This window comes from Leifsonia poae, assembly GCF_050632865.1.
Classification (GTDB): Bacteria; Actinomycetota; Actinomycetes; order Actinomycetales; family Microbacteriaceae; genus Leifsonia; species Leifsonia poae_B.
Window position 1 is genome coordinate 1,065,383 of sequence record NZ_JBODSA010000001.1, and the last position, 13,600, is coordinate 1,078,982.

Annotated in this window: 9 protein-coding genes and 2 pseudogenes; 8 read left to right on the forward strand and 3 right to left on the reverse strand. The window is 69.3% G+C overall.

Features of this window, described 5'->3' with window-relative positions:
* The first annotated feature begins 42 nt into the window (after nt 1-42).
* The 6 genes and pseudogenes from ACRAWB_RS05385 to ACRAWB_RS05410 all read left to right on the forward strand — a co-directional run bounded on the left by ACRAWB_RS05385 (nt 43) and on the right by ACRAWB_RS05410 (nt 6,924).
* Nucleotides 43-1,723: pseudogene (locus ACRAWB_RS05385) on the forward strand (glycoside hydrolase family 13 protein).
* 45 nt (nt 1,724-1,768) lie between these two features.
* Complete coding sequence (locus tag ACRAWB_RS05390) at nt 1,769-3,145, forward strand: ABC transporter substrate-binding protein (RefSeq protein WP_431352383.1); 1,377 nt, start codon at nt 1,769-1,771, stop codon at nt 3,143-3,145.
* A gap of 2 nt (nt 3,146-3,147) precedes the next feature.
* On the forward strand, nt 3,148-4,077 hold the full coding sequence (locus ACRAWB_RS05395) for a carbohydrate ABC transporter permease (protein ID WP_431352384.1): 930 nt from the start codon (nt 3,148-3,150) through the stop codon (nt 4,075-4,077).
* Nucleotides 4,074-5,069 carry a carbohydrate ABC transporter permease gene (locus ACRAWB_RS05400; RefSeq protein WP_431352385.1) on the forward strand — a complete coding sequence of 332 codons (996 nt, stop codon included), beginning with the start codon at nt 4,074-4,076 and terminating at the stop codon, nt 5,067-5,069. Before ACRAWB_RS05395 ends, ACRAWB_RS05400 begins: the two co-directional genes overlap by 4 nt.
* A gap of 16 nt (nt 5,070-5,085) precedes the next feature.
* The gene (locus tag ACRAWB_RS05405; RefSeq protein WP_431352386.1) at nt 5,086-6,261 is read left to right on the forward strand and encodes a glycoside hydrolase family 3 N-terminal domain-containing protein; all 1,176 of its coding nucleotides are present in this window, start codon (nt 5,086-5,088) and stop codon (nt 6,259-6,261) included.
* 111 nt (nt 6,262-6,372) lie between these two features.
* Complete coding sequence (locus ACRAWB_RS05410; RefSeq protein ID WP_431352387.1) at nt 6,373-6,924, forward strand: YceI family protein; 552 nt, start codon at nt 6,373-6,375, stop codon at nt 6,922-6,924.
* A gap of 71 nt (nt 6,925-6,995) precedes the next feature.
* On the opposite strand, the gene ACRAWB_RS05415 is transcribed toward ACRAWB_RS05410, so the two are convergent.
* The 3 genes from ACRAWB_RS05415 to ACRAWB_RS05425 form a co-directional block, all read right to left on the reverse strand.
* Nucleotides 6,996-8,384 (reverse strand): NAD(P)/FAD-dependent oxidoreductase, encoded by a 1,389-nt coding sequence (locus ACRAWB_RS05415; RefSeq protein ID WP_431352388.1) that lies wholly within the window; start codon nt 8,382-8,384, stop codon nt 6,996-6,998.
* Between the two features lie 82 nt (nt 8,385-8,466).
* A complete protein-coding gene (locus ACRAWB_RS05420) occupies nt 8,467-9,882 on the reverse strand; it encodes an aspartate aminotransferase family protein (protein WP_431352389.1) in 1,416 nt (471 codons plus the stop codon).
* Nucleotides 9,883-9,884: 2 nt separating this feature from the next.
* The gene (locus tag ACRAWB_RS05425; RefSeq protein ID WP_064108876.1) at nt 9,885-10,367 is read right to left on the reverse strand and encodes an Lrp/AsnC family transcriptional regulator; all 483 of its coding nucleotides are present in this window, start codon (nt 10,365-10,367) and stop codon (nt 9,885-9,887) included.
* Between the two features lie 88 nt (nt 10,368-10,455).
* Between ACRAWB_RS05425 and ACRAWB_RS05430 the strand changes: the two are divergent.
* Together ACRAWB_RS05430 and ACRAWB_RS05435 are read left to right on the forward strand one after the other, a co-directional pair.
* Nucleotides 10,456-11,891, forward strand: a pseudogene (locus ACRAWB_RS05430) (gamma-aminobutyraldehyde dehydrogenase).
* An 89-nt stretch (nt 11,892-11,980) separates the two neighbouring features.
* On the forward strand, nt 11,981-13,510 hold the full coding sequence (locus ACRAWB_RS05435) for an APC family permease (protein ID WP_431352390.1): 1,530 nt from the start codon (nt 11,981-11,983) through the stop codon (nt 13,508-13,510).
* Nucleotides 13,511-13,600 lie beyond the last annotated feature (90 nt).

Sequence of the window (13,600 nt, forward strand, 5' to 3'; positions counted from 1 at the left end):
TCGTGACAGACGACCGAAAGGCTCAGCGTGGACCTCTCCCTGGTGGAAGCGCCCGTCTTCCCGACGCCACCCCTCGACGACCCCGAGTGGTGGCGCAGCGCGGTCATCTACCAGATCTACCCGCGGAGCTTCGCCGACGGGAACGGCGACGGCGTCGGCGACCTGGCCGGCGTTCGCGAGCACCTGCCCTACCTCGCCGACCTCGGCGTCGACGCGCTCTGGTTCACGCCCTGGTACGACTCGCCGCTCGCCGACGGCGGCTACGACGTGGCCGACTACCGCCGCATCCACCCGGCCTTCGGCGATCTGCAGGAGGCGGAGGCGCTGATCCGCGAAGCCCTCGCGCTCGGCATCCGCACCATCATCGACATCGTCCCGAATCACGTCTCGGATCGGCACCGCTGGTTCCAGGAGGCGCTGGCCGCGGGTCCCGGGACGCCCGAGCGGGAGCGGTTCTGGTTCCGCCCGGGCACCGGACCCGACGGCGAGGGGATGCCGACCGGCTGGCGCTCCAACTTCTCCGGCGACACCTGGACGCGCACCACGAACCCCGACGGGACACCCGGCGACTGGTACCTGCACCTGTTCAGCCCGCAGCAGCCCGACCTCAACTGGAACCACCCGGACGTGCGCCGCGAGCACGAGGACATCCTGCGCTTCTGGTTCGACCGCGGTGTCGCCGGCGTCCGCATCGACTCCGCCGCGCTGCTGGTCAAGGACCCCTCGCTGCCCGAGGTGCCCGAGAACCCGGGAGCGGGGAGCACCCCACCCAGGACCGCGACGAGCTCCACGACATCTACCGCGGCTGGCGCGCCCTCGCCGACGGCTACCCCGGCACCCGCGTCCTCGTCGGCGAGATCTGGCTGCCCGAGATCGACCGCTTCGCGCTCTACCTGCGGCCCGACGAGCTGCATACGGCATTCAACTTCGATTTCCTGGCCCGGCCGTGGGATGCGAGGGAGCTGCGCGCATCCATCGACGACACCCTGGCCGCCCACGCCCCGGTCGACGCGCCGAGCACCTGGGTGCTGTCGAACCACGACGTCACGCGCGCGGTCACCCGGTATGGCCGCGAGGACTCGTCGTTCGCGTTCGCCACCAAGCGCAAGGGGACGCCCACCGATCTCGTGCTCGGCCGCCGCCGCGCGCGGGCGGCCGCCCTGCTCACCGCCGCGCTGCCCGGCTCGCTGTACATCTACCAGGGCGACGAACTCGGCCTCCCCGAGGTCGAGGACCTGCCGGACGAACTGCGCGAGGATCCGATGCACGAGCGCTCCGGCGGTGTCGACCCTGGCCGTGACGGCTGCCGCGTCCCGCTGCCCTGGCGCGGGACCGAGCCGCCCTTCGGCTTCAGCCCGGAGGGCGCGGCCGCCGCCCCGTGGCTCCCGCAGCCGGCCGACTGGGCCGGCCTGACCGTGCAGGCGCAGCAGAGCGACCCCAGCTCGATGCTGTGGCTGTACCGCCAGGCGCTGCGCCTCCGTCGGGCCGAGCCGGGCCTCGGAGACGGACCGCTCGCCTGGCTCGACGCTCCGGAGGGGTGCTCGCATTCGGGCGCGGGCCCGCCTTCGCGAGCGTCACCAACCTGTCCGCGAGCCCGGTCGCCCTGCCCGAGCACCAGGCCATCCTCCTCAGCAGCAGCCCGCTCGTCGGCGGCCTGCTCCCTCCCGACTCCACGGCCTGGCTGCGCACGCGGCCCGGCGCCGCGGGGCACCTCACCACCTGAATCGCACCATCCACGCACCGCATCACACTCGAAAGGGTCCAGACAATGAAGTCACCACGCACCATCGCGGCCGTCGCCGCGGTCACGATCGCCGGGGCCGGCCTCCTCGCCGGATGCTCCTCCGCCGGCGGAGGGGCGAACGACGGCAAGGTCCACATCACCGTCGCCAGCCTCATCCCGGGCAGCGACAAGGCCGCCTTCAAGGCGTTCGACGACCGGGTGAAGGAGTTCGAGAAGGCGAACCCGAACATCGTCGTCAAGTCCGAGGAGTACCAGTGGACGGGTCCCACGTTCGCGACGCAGCTCGCGGGCGGCACCCTCCCCGACGTCTTCAACGTTCCGTTCACCGACTCGCAGTCGCTCCTGCAGGCCGGCCAGCTCGCCGACATCACCGCTGAGGTGAACAAGCTGCCGTACGCCGACAAGTTCAACGAGAACGTGCTCGCGGTCGCAAAGTCCGGCGACAAGATCTACGGCATTCCGTACGGCCCCTACGCGATGGGCCTGTCGTACAACCGCGAGATCTTCCAGAAGGCCGGACTCGACCCGGACAAGCCGCCGACGACCTGGGACGAGGTCCGCCAAGCCGCGAAGACCATCTCCGAGAAGGTGCCGGGCGTCGCCGGCTACATGCAGATGACGCAGGGCAACACCGGCGGCTGGGAGCTCACCACCACCGTGTACTCGCGCGGCGGCCGGATGGAGACCACCGACGGCGGGAAGACCAAGGTCACGACGAACAACCCCGTGACCAAGGAGGCGCTGCAGTGGCTGCACGACCTCCGCTGGGAGGACAACTCGGTCGGCAGCAACTTCCTGCTCGACTGGAGCGGCATCAACCAGGCGTTCGGCGCCGGGCAGATCGCGATGTACCCGTCCGGCTCCGACGTTCTCACCTCGCTCGTGCAGCAGAACGCGGTCGACCCGAAGAACTACGGCCTGACCATGCTGCCGATCGACTCCTCGAACAGCGACGCGGGCGTCCTCGGCGGCGGCAACGTCGCGGCGGTCAGCCCGAAGTCGTCGCAGGCCAAGAAGGAGGCCGCGGTGAAGTGGATCGACTTCTACTACATGCAGAAGCTGCTGAACCAGGAGCAGGCGGTCGCCGACGCGAAGGTGCTGGTGAAGTCCGGTCAGCCGGTCGGCGTCCCCACCCTCCCGGTGTTCGACAAGGCCACCTACGACCAGAACATGGAGTGGATCAAGGACGAGATCAACGTGCCGCAGGAGAACGTGGCCGGATTCACGGACAAGATCTTCGACGCCAACCTGGTGCCCGAGCCGAACAAGCACACGCAGGAGCTGTACGGCGCGCTCGACTCGGTGGTCCAGGCGGTGCTGACGGACAAGAACGCCGACATCGACCAGCTCCTCACCAAGGTCGACGGCGACATCCAGAAGCTCGTCGACGCCGACAAGTGACCGTGACCGCACACGATCGCACGCTGACGCGTCCCCGCCGCACACCCCTCACCTGGGTGCGCGGCGGGGGCCTCAGCTCCCTGCTCTTCCTGCTGCCCATGCTCGTCATCTTCGGGGTGTTCTCGTGGTGGCCGATCGTGCGCAGCGTGGTGATGAGCTTCCAGCACACCAACCTCGTCACCGCGCCCACCTGGGTGGGGTTCGACAACTTCGTGCAGGTGGTGAACGATCCGCTGTTCTGGACGGCGGTCGGCAACACCGCCTGGTTCGCCTTCCTCGCGCTGATACTGGGCTACCCGATCCCGCTCGTCGCCGCCGTGCTGATGAGCGAGGTGAAGCGGGCGAAGGGGCTGTACAGCGCGCTCGCGTACCTGCCGGTGGTCGTGCCGCCGGTGGTGGCGGTGCTGCTGTGGAAGTTCTTCTACGACGCGCGCCCCGACGGGGTGTTCAACACGATCCTCGGCTGGGTGGGCATCCCGCCGCAGCCGTGGATCCAGTCGGCGACGCAGGCGATGCCGTCGCTCGTGGTCGAGGCGACGTGGGCGGCCGCAGGCGGGACGATCATCATCTACCTGGCCGCGATCACCGGCGTGGCGCCGGAGCTGTACGACGCGGCCGAGGTGGACGGCGCGGGCATCTGGCAGAAGGTCTGGCACGTGACGATGCCGCAGTTGCGCAGCGTCCTGCTGATCACGCTCATCCTGCAGATCATCGGGACGGCGCAGGTGTTCCTGGAGCCGTTCCTCTTCACCGGCGGAGGGCCGGTCGACTCGACGGTCACCATCCTGCTGCTGATCTACCGGTACGCGTTCCAGAACTCGCTCGGCGGGGACTACGGCGCCGCGACCGCCCTCAGCCTGATGCTCGCGGCGTTCCTCGCCGTGCTGTCGCTCGTGTACTTCCGCCTCACCAAGTCCTGGAGCCAGAATTGACGACCACGACAACGCTCCCGCCCGAAGTCCGCAACGTGCTCGGCGACGTCATCGAGGAGGGCGGCGCGCCCGAGCCGCCGCGCCGTCGGCGTCGGCGCCGGCGTCCGGCAGAAGAAGGGGAGCGCGGCATCCTCTCGGTCTCCGATCGGCGGAAGCCCGGCGTGCGCTGGTCGACGCGCGTGGTGCACGGGTTGCTCCTGCTTGTGCTCGTCGTCGTGGGCCTCGGTCCGCTGCTCTGGCTCGCGAAGTCGGCGATCACACCGACGGAGGACACGCTGCGGACGCCGATGGCGCTGTTCCCGCACGGCGTCGACTGGGCGAACCTGTCGACCGCGTGGTCGACCGTCCACATCGACGTGCAGTTCGTGAACACGATCTGGGTCGCCGCCGGCTCGTGGGCGGCGCAGATCATCGTCGCGACGACGGCCGGCTACGCGCTGAGTGTGCTCCGTCCCGCCTACGGGAAGGTGCTGTACGGCCTCATCCTGACCACCCTGTTCGTGCCGTCGGTGGTGCTGCTCGTGCCGCTATACCTGACGATCCTGAACCCGCCGCTGCTGGGGCAGTCGCTCATCAACACCTTCTGGGCGGTGTGGCTGCCGGCCGGCGCGAGTGCGTTCAACGTCGTGCTGGTGAAGCGGTTCTTCGACAACCTGCCGCGCGAGGTGTTCGAGGCGGCCAAGACGGACGGGGCCGGGCCGTTCCGGCTGTTCTGGTCGATCGTGCTGCCGATGTCGAAGCCGATCCTCGGCGTCGTGTCGGTGTTCGCGATCATCGCCGCCTGGAAGGACTACCTCTGGCCGCTGCTCGTGCTGCGTGACCCCGCCATCCAGCCGCTGTCGGTGCGCCTGCCCACGCTGCAGGCGGCCATCCAGCTCGATGTGTACCTGGCGGCGCTCGCGATCTCGACCCTCATCCCGATCGCGCTCTTCCTCGTGTTCCAGGGGCTGTTCCTGCGGAGCGCCGGGCTCGGAGGCGCCGTCAAGGGCTGACGTCTACGATCGTGGGATGCCTTCGAACCGGTCCCGCTGGATGCTCGTCGCCGCCGTCGCGGCGGCCGCTGTCCTCGCGCTGGCCGGGTGTTCCGGGGCTGCGTCGCCGGCGGAGGCCGGGCGCACCTCGGCGCGCGCCACGCCCTCCGCGACACCGACGCCGACCCGCGACCCGGCAGAGGTGTGGGTGGATGTGCGCCTCGCGAACATGACCCTGCGGCAGAAGGTCGCGAGCCTGTTCATGCTCCACGCGCCCGGCACCGACCCGGCCGCCCTGCAGGCGTTCGTCAGCAGCTACGGACTGGGCGGCCTCATCTTCATGGGCGACAACATCCCGCCGACGCCCCAGGCGTTGGCCGCGCAGACCGCGGCGACCCGGGCGACCGACCCGGCGCTGCCGCCGCTGATCGGCATCGACGAGGAGGGCGGCGACGTCACCCGCCTGCCGTGGGATGGACAGCCCGGCGGCGAGGGGCTGCGGTCGCAGCCTCCCGCGGCGACGCAGGCCGCGTTCGCCGCGCGGGCGCAGCTGCTGAAGCAGGCCGGCGTCTCCGTGAACTTCGGCACGGTCGCCGACGTGACCGCCGATCCGTCGTCGTTCATCGCCGACCGCGTGCTCGGCACCGACCCCGCCTCGGCGTCAGCGCGCGTCGCCGCGTCGGTGACGGGGGAGCGCGGCGCGGTGTTCAGCACCCTCAAGCACTTCCCGGGTCACGGCGAGACGGAGGCGGACTCGCACCACACCGTCCCGACCGCAGCCGTCGACCTCGGCCGCTACGCCGCCCAGGACGAGCCGTCGTTCCGCGCGGGCGTCGACGCCGGAGCGGAGTTCGTCATGTTCGGGCACCTCGTCTACAGCGGGGTGGATGCGCAGCCCGCGTCGCTTTCGGCGACCTGGCACCGCCTCCTCGCCGACCGGCTCGGCTTCCGCGGTGTCACGATCACCGACGACCTGCGGATGCTGCAGGACACGCGCCTGCCGCAGTATCAGGATGCGGGCGAGAACGCGGTGCAGGCGGTCGCGGCCGGCAACACCATGGTGCTGATCGTGCAGAGCCCGCAGACCGACCCGAACGCGCTGATCGACGCCGTGACCGTCGCGGTGCAGCGGGGGCGCATCCCCCTCGAGCAGATCGACGCGGATGCCCGGAAACTCCTGGTCCTCCGGCACTCGCTCGCGCCCAAAGGGTGACGCGTCAACTTTTTTCGCGAAATCGGAATATCCCCGGACTCGATGCGCTTGCATGTACCTGACGCGGATGGATAGGCCATCCCGTGAGCGACTTCCCTGAAGGAGACACCCGTGACCATCGAGATCCCCGGTTACAAGGCAGGCACCTGGACCATCGACCCCACCCACAGCGAGGTCGGCTTCAGCATCCGCCACCTGATGATCAGCAAGGTGAAGGGCGTGTTCGAGAACTTCGACGCCACCTTCGTCACCGCCGAGAACCCGCTCGACTCCAAGGTCACCGCCAAGGCCGACGTCGCGTCCATCAACACCAAGGACGCGAACCGCGACGCGCACCTCCGCACCGGCGACTTCTTCCTCGCCGAGGAGCACCCGACCATCGACTTCGTCTCCACCGGCGTTCGCCACGAGGGCGGCGAGTTCCTGGTCGACGGCGACCTGACCATCAAGGGCGTGACGAAGCCGGTCACCTTCGAGTTCGACTTCGGCGGCTTCGGCCAGGACCCCTACGGCAACTACAAGGCCGGCGCCACCGCGAAGACCAAGATCAACCGCGAGGACTTCGGCCTCACCTACAACGCGGCCCTCGAGACCGGCGGCATGCTGCTCGGCAACGACGTCACCATCACCCTCGAGCTGCAGGCGGTCCTGAACCAGGCCTGATCCCAGCCGCCCAGCACAGGAAAAACGTCGCCTCCGCGCTCGCGGGGCGACGTTTTTCCTGTTCTCGCGGGCTAGTGGCCGAGGAGCGGGGCGAGGACGCGCGAGACGACGGACGGGCGGCGCGTGACCGCCTCCTCGAGGTCGGCGGACTCCATCGCGACCAGGCCGGCGTTCGCGCCGGCGAAGCGCAGCGGCTCGGGCTCCCAGCGCGGGGAGCGGTGGCCGACCCAGGGGAGTTCCGTCAGCGACGTGCGTGCACCGGTCAGCAGATCGGCCAACGTCCGACCGGCGAGGTTCGTGGTGCTCAGCCCGTCCCCGACGTAACCGCCGGCCCACGCCTCGCGGGCGTCCACGTCGTACCCGACGCTCGCGTGCCAGTCGCGCGGGACGCCCAGTGGCCCGCCCCAGTGGTGCGTGATCCGCGCGCCCGCCGCATCCGGGAACAGGTCGAACAGGGTCCGCACCAGATGCTCGCGCACCCGCGGCGACCGGTCGTAGGAGGGGTGGATGGCGCTGCCCAGGTGGTAGCGCGCGCCGCGGCCGCCGAACGCGAACCGGTTGTCGGCCGTGCGCTGCCCGTAGACGATGAGGTTCCGGAAGTCGGTGAACGTCTGGCCGTGCTCGATCCCGATGCGCTCCCAGGTGGCGTCGGGCAGCGGCTCGGTCGCGATCATCAGCGAATAGAGGGGCAGGATGCGTCGGCCCACCTGCGGCAGCTGCGAGCCGTAGCCCTCGGTGGCGTTCACCACGGTCCCGGCGCGCACGAGTCGGTCGGCGCCGCCGGAGCGAGCCCGGACGGTCCCGTCGTCCCACGACAGCACCTCGGTGCCCTCGGCGATCGTCGCGCCGCGGCGCTCGACGACGCGGGCGAGGCCGCGCACGAGCTTGGCCGGGTGGATGCGCGCGCACGCGGGCGTGAACGTCGCGGCCACCGCATCCGGCGCGTTGAACCGGCTGCGGACCGTCTCGGTGCCCCAGAGCGCGACCTCGTCGACGCCGAAGCGCTCCGACTCCTCGAACTCCCCGCGCGCGGCCTCGACCTGCGGACGGGAGCGCGCGAAGGTCACGGTTCCGCCGCGGGCGTAGTCGATGGCGATGCCCTCGGCCTCGGCGACGCGGCCGACCTCATCCACCGTGTCGACCATGGCCCGTCGGGTCGCGACGGCCGCGTCGAAGCCGTACCGCTTCTCCAGTTTCGAGGCCGACCAGGGGAACAGCGCCGAGCACCATCCGCCGTTGCGGCCGGAGGCGCCGAACCCGGCGACCTCCTTCTCCAGCAGCAGGATGCGCAAGGACGGGTCGCGCTCCTGCAGGTAATACGCGGTCCACAGCCCGGTCAGCCCGGCGCCGACGATCGCCACGTCCACGTCCGCGTCGGACTCCAGCCCCGGCCGGGCCCGGAACCCGTCCTCCTGCTCGGCGATCGAATCGAACCAGAACCCGACCTCGCGGTAATCCATGCGTCTCCCTAGATGAACGAATGGTCCCAACACGCCGTTACGTTCGGGTGCATAACGGCGTGTTGGGACCAGTGGATGCAGATCAGAGGTGGTTGGACGCCTCGGTGAGGACCGACTCCAGGATCTGCCGGATCTCGGCGAACTCGTCGGGTCCGATCGTCAGCGGCGGAGCGAGCTGGACAACGGGGTCGCCGCGGTCGTCGGCGCGGCAGTACAGGCCCGCGTCGTACAGCGCCTTCGAGAGGAACCCGCGGAGCAGGCGCTCCGACTCGTCGTCGTCGAAGGTCTCCTTGGTGTTCTTGTCCTTCACAAGCTCGATGCCGAAGAAGTAGCCGGCGCCGCGCACGTCGCCGACGATCGGCAGCGCGAGCAGCTTCTCGAGCTCGGCGCGGAACAGCGGGGAGTTCTCGCGGACGCGCTCGTTGAGGCCTTCCTCCTCGAAGATGTCCAGGTTCTCCATCGCGACCGCGGCCGAGACCGGGTGACCGCCGAACGTGTAGCCGTGGTAGAACGACGTGTTGCCGTGCTTGAAGGGCTCGTAGATGCGGTCGCTGATGATGGTTGCGCCGATGGGGGAGTAGCCGCTGGTCATCGCCTTCGCGCAGGTGATCATGTCCGGCACGTAGCCGTACTCGTCGCACGCGAACATGTGGCCGATGCGGCCGAAGGCGCAGATGACCTCGTCGCTGACCATGAGCACGTCGTACTTGTCGCAGATCTCGCGCACGCGCTGGAAGTATCCGGGAGGCGGCGGGAAGCAGCCGCCGGAGTTCTGCACCGGCTCGAGGAAGATCGCGGCGACGGTGTCCGGACCCTCGAACTGGATCATCTCCTCGATGCGGTTCGCCGCCCAGACGCCGAAGGCCTCGATGTCGTCGCTCGGGGCGCCCATCTCGTCGGCGCGGTAGAAGTTCGTGTTCGGCACGCGGAACCCGCCGGGGGTCAGCGGCTCGAACATCTCCTTCATCGCGGGGATGCCGGTGATCGCGAGCGCGCCCTGCGGGGTGCCGTGATAAGCGACCGAGCGCGACAGCACCTTGTGCTTGGTCGGCTTGCCCTGGAGCTTCCAGTAGTACTTCGCCAGCTTGAACGCGGTCTCGACCGCCTCGCCGCCGCCGGTGGAGAAGAAGACGCGGTTGAGGTCGCCGGGCGCGTAGGACGCGAGCCGGTCGGCCAGGCGGATGGCGTTGGGGTGGGCGTACGACCAGATCGGGAAGAACGCCAGCTCCTCCGCCTGCTTCGCAGCAGCCTCGGCGAGGCGCTTCCGCCCGTGGCCCGCGTTCACCACGAACAGCCCGGAGAGGCCGTCGATGTAGCGCTTGCCGTGGTCGTCCCAGATGTGGTGGCCCTCGCCCTTGGTGATGATCGGGACGCCGTGGCCATCCTCCATCACCGACTGGCGGGCGAAGTGCATCCACAGGTGGTCCCGGGCCTTCGCCTGCAGGTCCGCCTCATCGGGTGTGATGGGCTCGCCGAAGGTTTCTACGGTTGTCGTCATGGTTATCGCGTTCCCCAGTTGTAGAACTGTTTGTGGAGTTTGAGATAGACGAACGTCTCCGTGGAGAGCACTCCCGGAAGCGTCCGGATCTCGGAGTTGAGCATCGTGATGAGGTCGAGATCGTTCTCGCACACCACCTCGGCGAGGATGTCGAAGGTGCCGGCGGTCAGCACCACGTAATCCACGTCCGGCATGGCCGCCAGCTTGTCGGCCACGGCCCGTGTGTCTCCGGTGCACCGTACGCCGATCATCGCCTGGCGGTAGAAGCCGAGCTGCATCGGGTCGGTCACGGCCACGATCTGCATCACACCCGACTCGGTCAGCTTCTGCACGCGCTGGCGCACCGCCGCCTCGCTGAGACCGACGGCCTTGCCGATCTCCGCGTACGACTTGCGGCCGTCCACCTGCAACTGCTCGATGATCGCCTTGGAGACATCGTCGATGGTCGCAGCCTTCTGGCCGTTCGTTGCCCGAGGGGTACTCATGGACCGATTCTGTCAGCGGATGGGGGACCTGGCAAGCGATTCCGCACCGATCTACCGCTTTCGCTGACGAAATCAGTAGGCTGCGGGCATGAGCACACCCGAACTCCGGAACTTCGTCGGCGGCGAGCACGTGGATGCGCGCGGCTCGGACGCCATCCAGCTGGTCGATCCCGCGACCGAGGAGGTCTACGGCACCACGCCGATCTCGACGGCGGAGGACGTGGCCGAGGCGTACCGCGCGGCCGAGGCCGCCTTCGCCGTCTGGGGCGAGACGACGCCGGCCGAGCGGCAGCTCGCGCTGTTCCGCATCGCCGACGCGATGGAGGAGCGTGCGGACGAGTTCGCCGACCTTGAATCGCAGGACACCGGCAAGCCGCGGGCCACGCTCGTGGAGGACGAGATCCTGCTGTCGGTGGACCAGATCCGCTTCTTCGCCGGCGCCGCCCGCAACCTCGAGGGGCGCTCGGCAGGCGAGTACATGAAGGACCACACGTCGTTCATCCGCCGCGAGCCGATCGGCGTCGTCGGGCAGGTGACGCCGTGGAACTACCCGCTCAACATGGCGGTGTGGAAGTTCGCGCCGGCCCTCGCCGCGGGCAATACGACCGTGCTGAAGCCGTCGGACACGACGCCGCTGTCGACCCTGCTGCTCGCGGAGGTGGCGGCCGAGTTCCTGCCGGCGGGCGTCCTCAACGTCGTGCTCGGCGACCGGACGACCGGCGCCGCGATGACCGCGGACCCGATCCCGCAGCTGATCTCGATCACCGGCTCGGTACGGGCCGGCATGGAGGTGGCACGCGCCGCCTCCTTCGACCTCAAGCGGGTGCACCTCGAGCTCGGCGGCAAGGCGCCGGTGATCGTCTTCGACGACGCCGACATCGAGAAGGCGGTCGAGGGGATCGTCGCGGCCGGGTACTTCAACGCCGGCCAGGACTGCACGGCGGCCACCCGGCTGCTGGTGCAGGACGGGGTGCACGACGAGTTCGTCGCCGCCCTCGCCGAGTACACGCGCGGCAACGCGCGGACCGGCGCGCCGCGGGAGGACGGCATCCTGTACGGCGCGCTCAACAACGCGAACCAGCTGGCGCAGGTGTCCGGGTTCGTCGACCGACTGCCGGACCACGCGACCGTCGAGACCGGCGGGCGCCGCCAGGGGAGCGCGGCTACTTCTGGGAGGCGACCATCGTGTCCGGGCTGCGGCAGGACGACGAGGCGGTGCAGAACGAGATCTTCGGGCCCGTGCAGACCGTGCAGCGGTTCTCGACCGAGGCGGAGGCGCTGGCGAACGCCAACGGCGTGAAGTACGGCCTGGCTTCGAGCGTGTGGACGAAGGATCACGGCCGCGCCATGCGCTTCGCCAAGGGCCTCGACTTCGGGTGCGTGTGGATCAACACGCACATCCCGATCGTCGCCGAGATGCCGCATGGCGGGTTCAAGCACTCGGGATACGGCAAGGACCTCTCGCAGTACGGATTCGACGACTACACGCGCATCAAGCACGTCATGTCGTACATCGGCGAGTAAAACATCCTGTCCTATAGGTATTCGGCCGCGCTCTCCGCTACGCTGCCTCCACACACATCGCCGTGTGGAACCGACGTGGAAGGCATTCGATGTCTGCAGAGCACTCGTCCTCGCATCTGGAGGACGGCGAACACCTCGCCGTCCTCGGGTACGAGGACTCCTTCAACCGGTCGATGACCCTGTGGGCGAACTTCGCCCTCGGGTTCACCTACCTGTCGCCCCTGGTGGGCGTCTACTCGCTGTTCGCCGTGGCCATGGCGACCGGCGGTCCGCCCTCGATCTGGTGGATCGTCATCGTCGGCGCCGGCCAGCTGCTGGTGTCGCTGGTGTTCGGCGAGGTCGTCTCGCAGTACCCCATCCACGGCGGCATCTACCCGTGGGCCCGGAGGCTGTGGGGCCGGCGCTACGCCTGGATGGCGGCGTGGGTCTACGTCTGGGCGATGATCGTCACGATCACCGCCGTCGCGTCCTACGGCAGCGGGTTCCTGGCGAGCCTGTTCGGGCTGGAGGCGACCAAGGAGGTCACGCTCGGCCTGACCGTTCTGCTGCTCGTCGTCGCGCTCGCGCTCAACTTCACCGGTACGAAGACCCTGGCCACCGTGGCGCGGATCGGCCTGGCGGCCGAGCTCATCGGCGTGATCGCGGTCGGGCTGTACCTGCTGATCTTCCAGCGCAAGCACCCGTTCTCGGTGTTCTTCGACTCGATGGGGGTGCAGGGCGACGGGTCGTACATCGCCGCGTTCCTCGGCGCCGCGCTCGCGGGCCTGTTCCTCTTCTACGGGTTCGAGGCGTGCGGGGATGTGGCCGAGGAGGTCGCGAATCCCGCCCGGCGCATCCCGAAGGCCATGATCATGACGATCCTCGTCGGCGGCGTCTCGGCGCTGTTCGCGTTCGGCGGCTACGTGCTGGCAGCTCCCGACCTCGAGAAGATCGTCGCGGGCAAGGATGTGGACCCGATCCCGGAGATCCTGCAGTCGGCGCTCGGCACGGTCGGGGCGAAGATCTTCCTGGTCGTGGCGGTGACCGCGTTCCTGTCGTGCGTGCTCAGTCTGCAGGCGGCCGCGAGCCGGCTGCTCTTCTCGTTCGCGCGCGACCGGATGGTCCCGGCGCACCGCTGGCTGGCGAAGGTGTCGCCGCGCACGAAGGTGCCGGTCAACGCGCTGATCGTGGCGTGCAGCATCCCGGTCATCATCAGCCTGATCGTCTACGTCGGGCCGGACGGGCTCATCACCCAGGTGACCGCGTTCGCGGTGCTCGGGATCTACGTGGCGTTCCAGTCGGTGGTGCTCGCGTCGCTGCGTCAGCGCCTCAAGGGGTGGCGTCCGGCGGGGCCGTTCAGCCTGGGCGGCGCAGGACTCGTGGTCAACATCCTGGCGCTGGCGTACGGGGTGTTCGCGATGATCCTGCTGGCGTGGCCGACGAACACGGGCAATGTGTTCAACGACTGGATCGTGCTGATCGGGCTCGGGATCGTCGCCGGTGCGGGACTCCTGTACCTCTTCATCGCACGTCCCGACCGCAACTCGAACGCCCCGGAGGGCGACGCGATCCGCGTGGCCGAGCTGCTGCGCGCCCGCCGCGCTCAGCCCGCCGCGGCTCCCGACTCCACGCCCGTCTAGCAGCCGTCGAGCACAGGGAAAACGTCGTCGTTCAGCCCGAGCGGCGGCGTTTTTCCTGTGCTCGCGGGCGGCGGCTAGGGTGTGGGGATG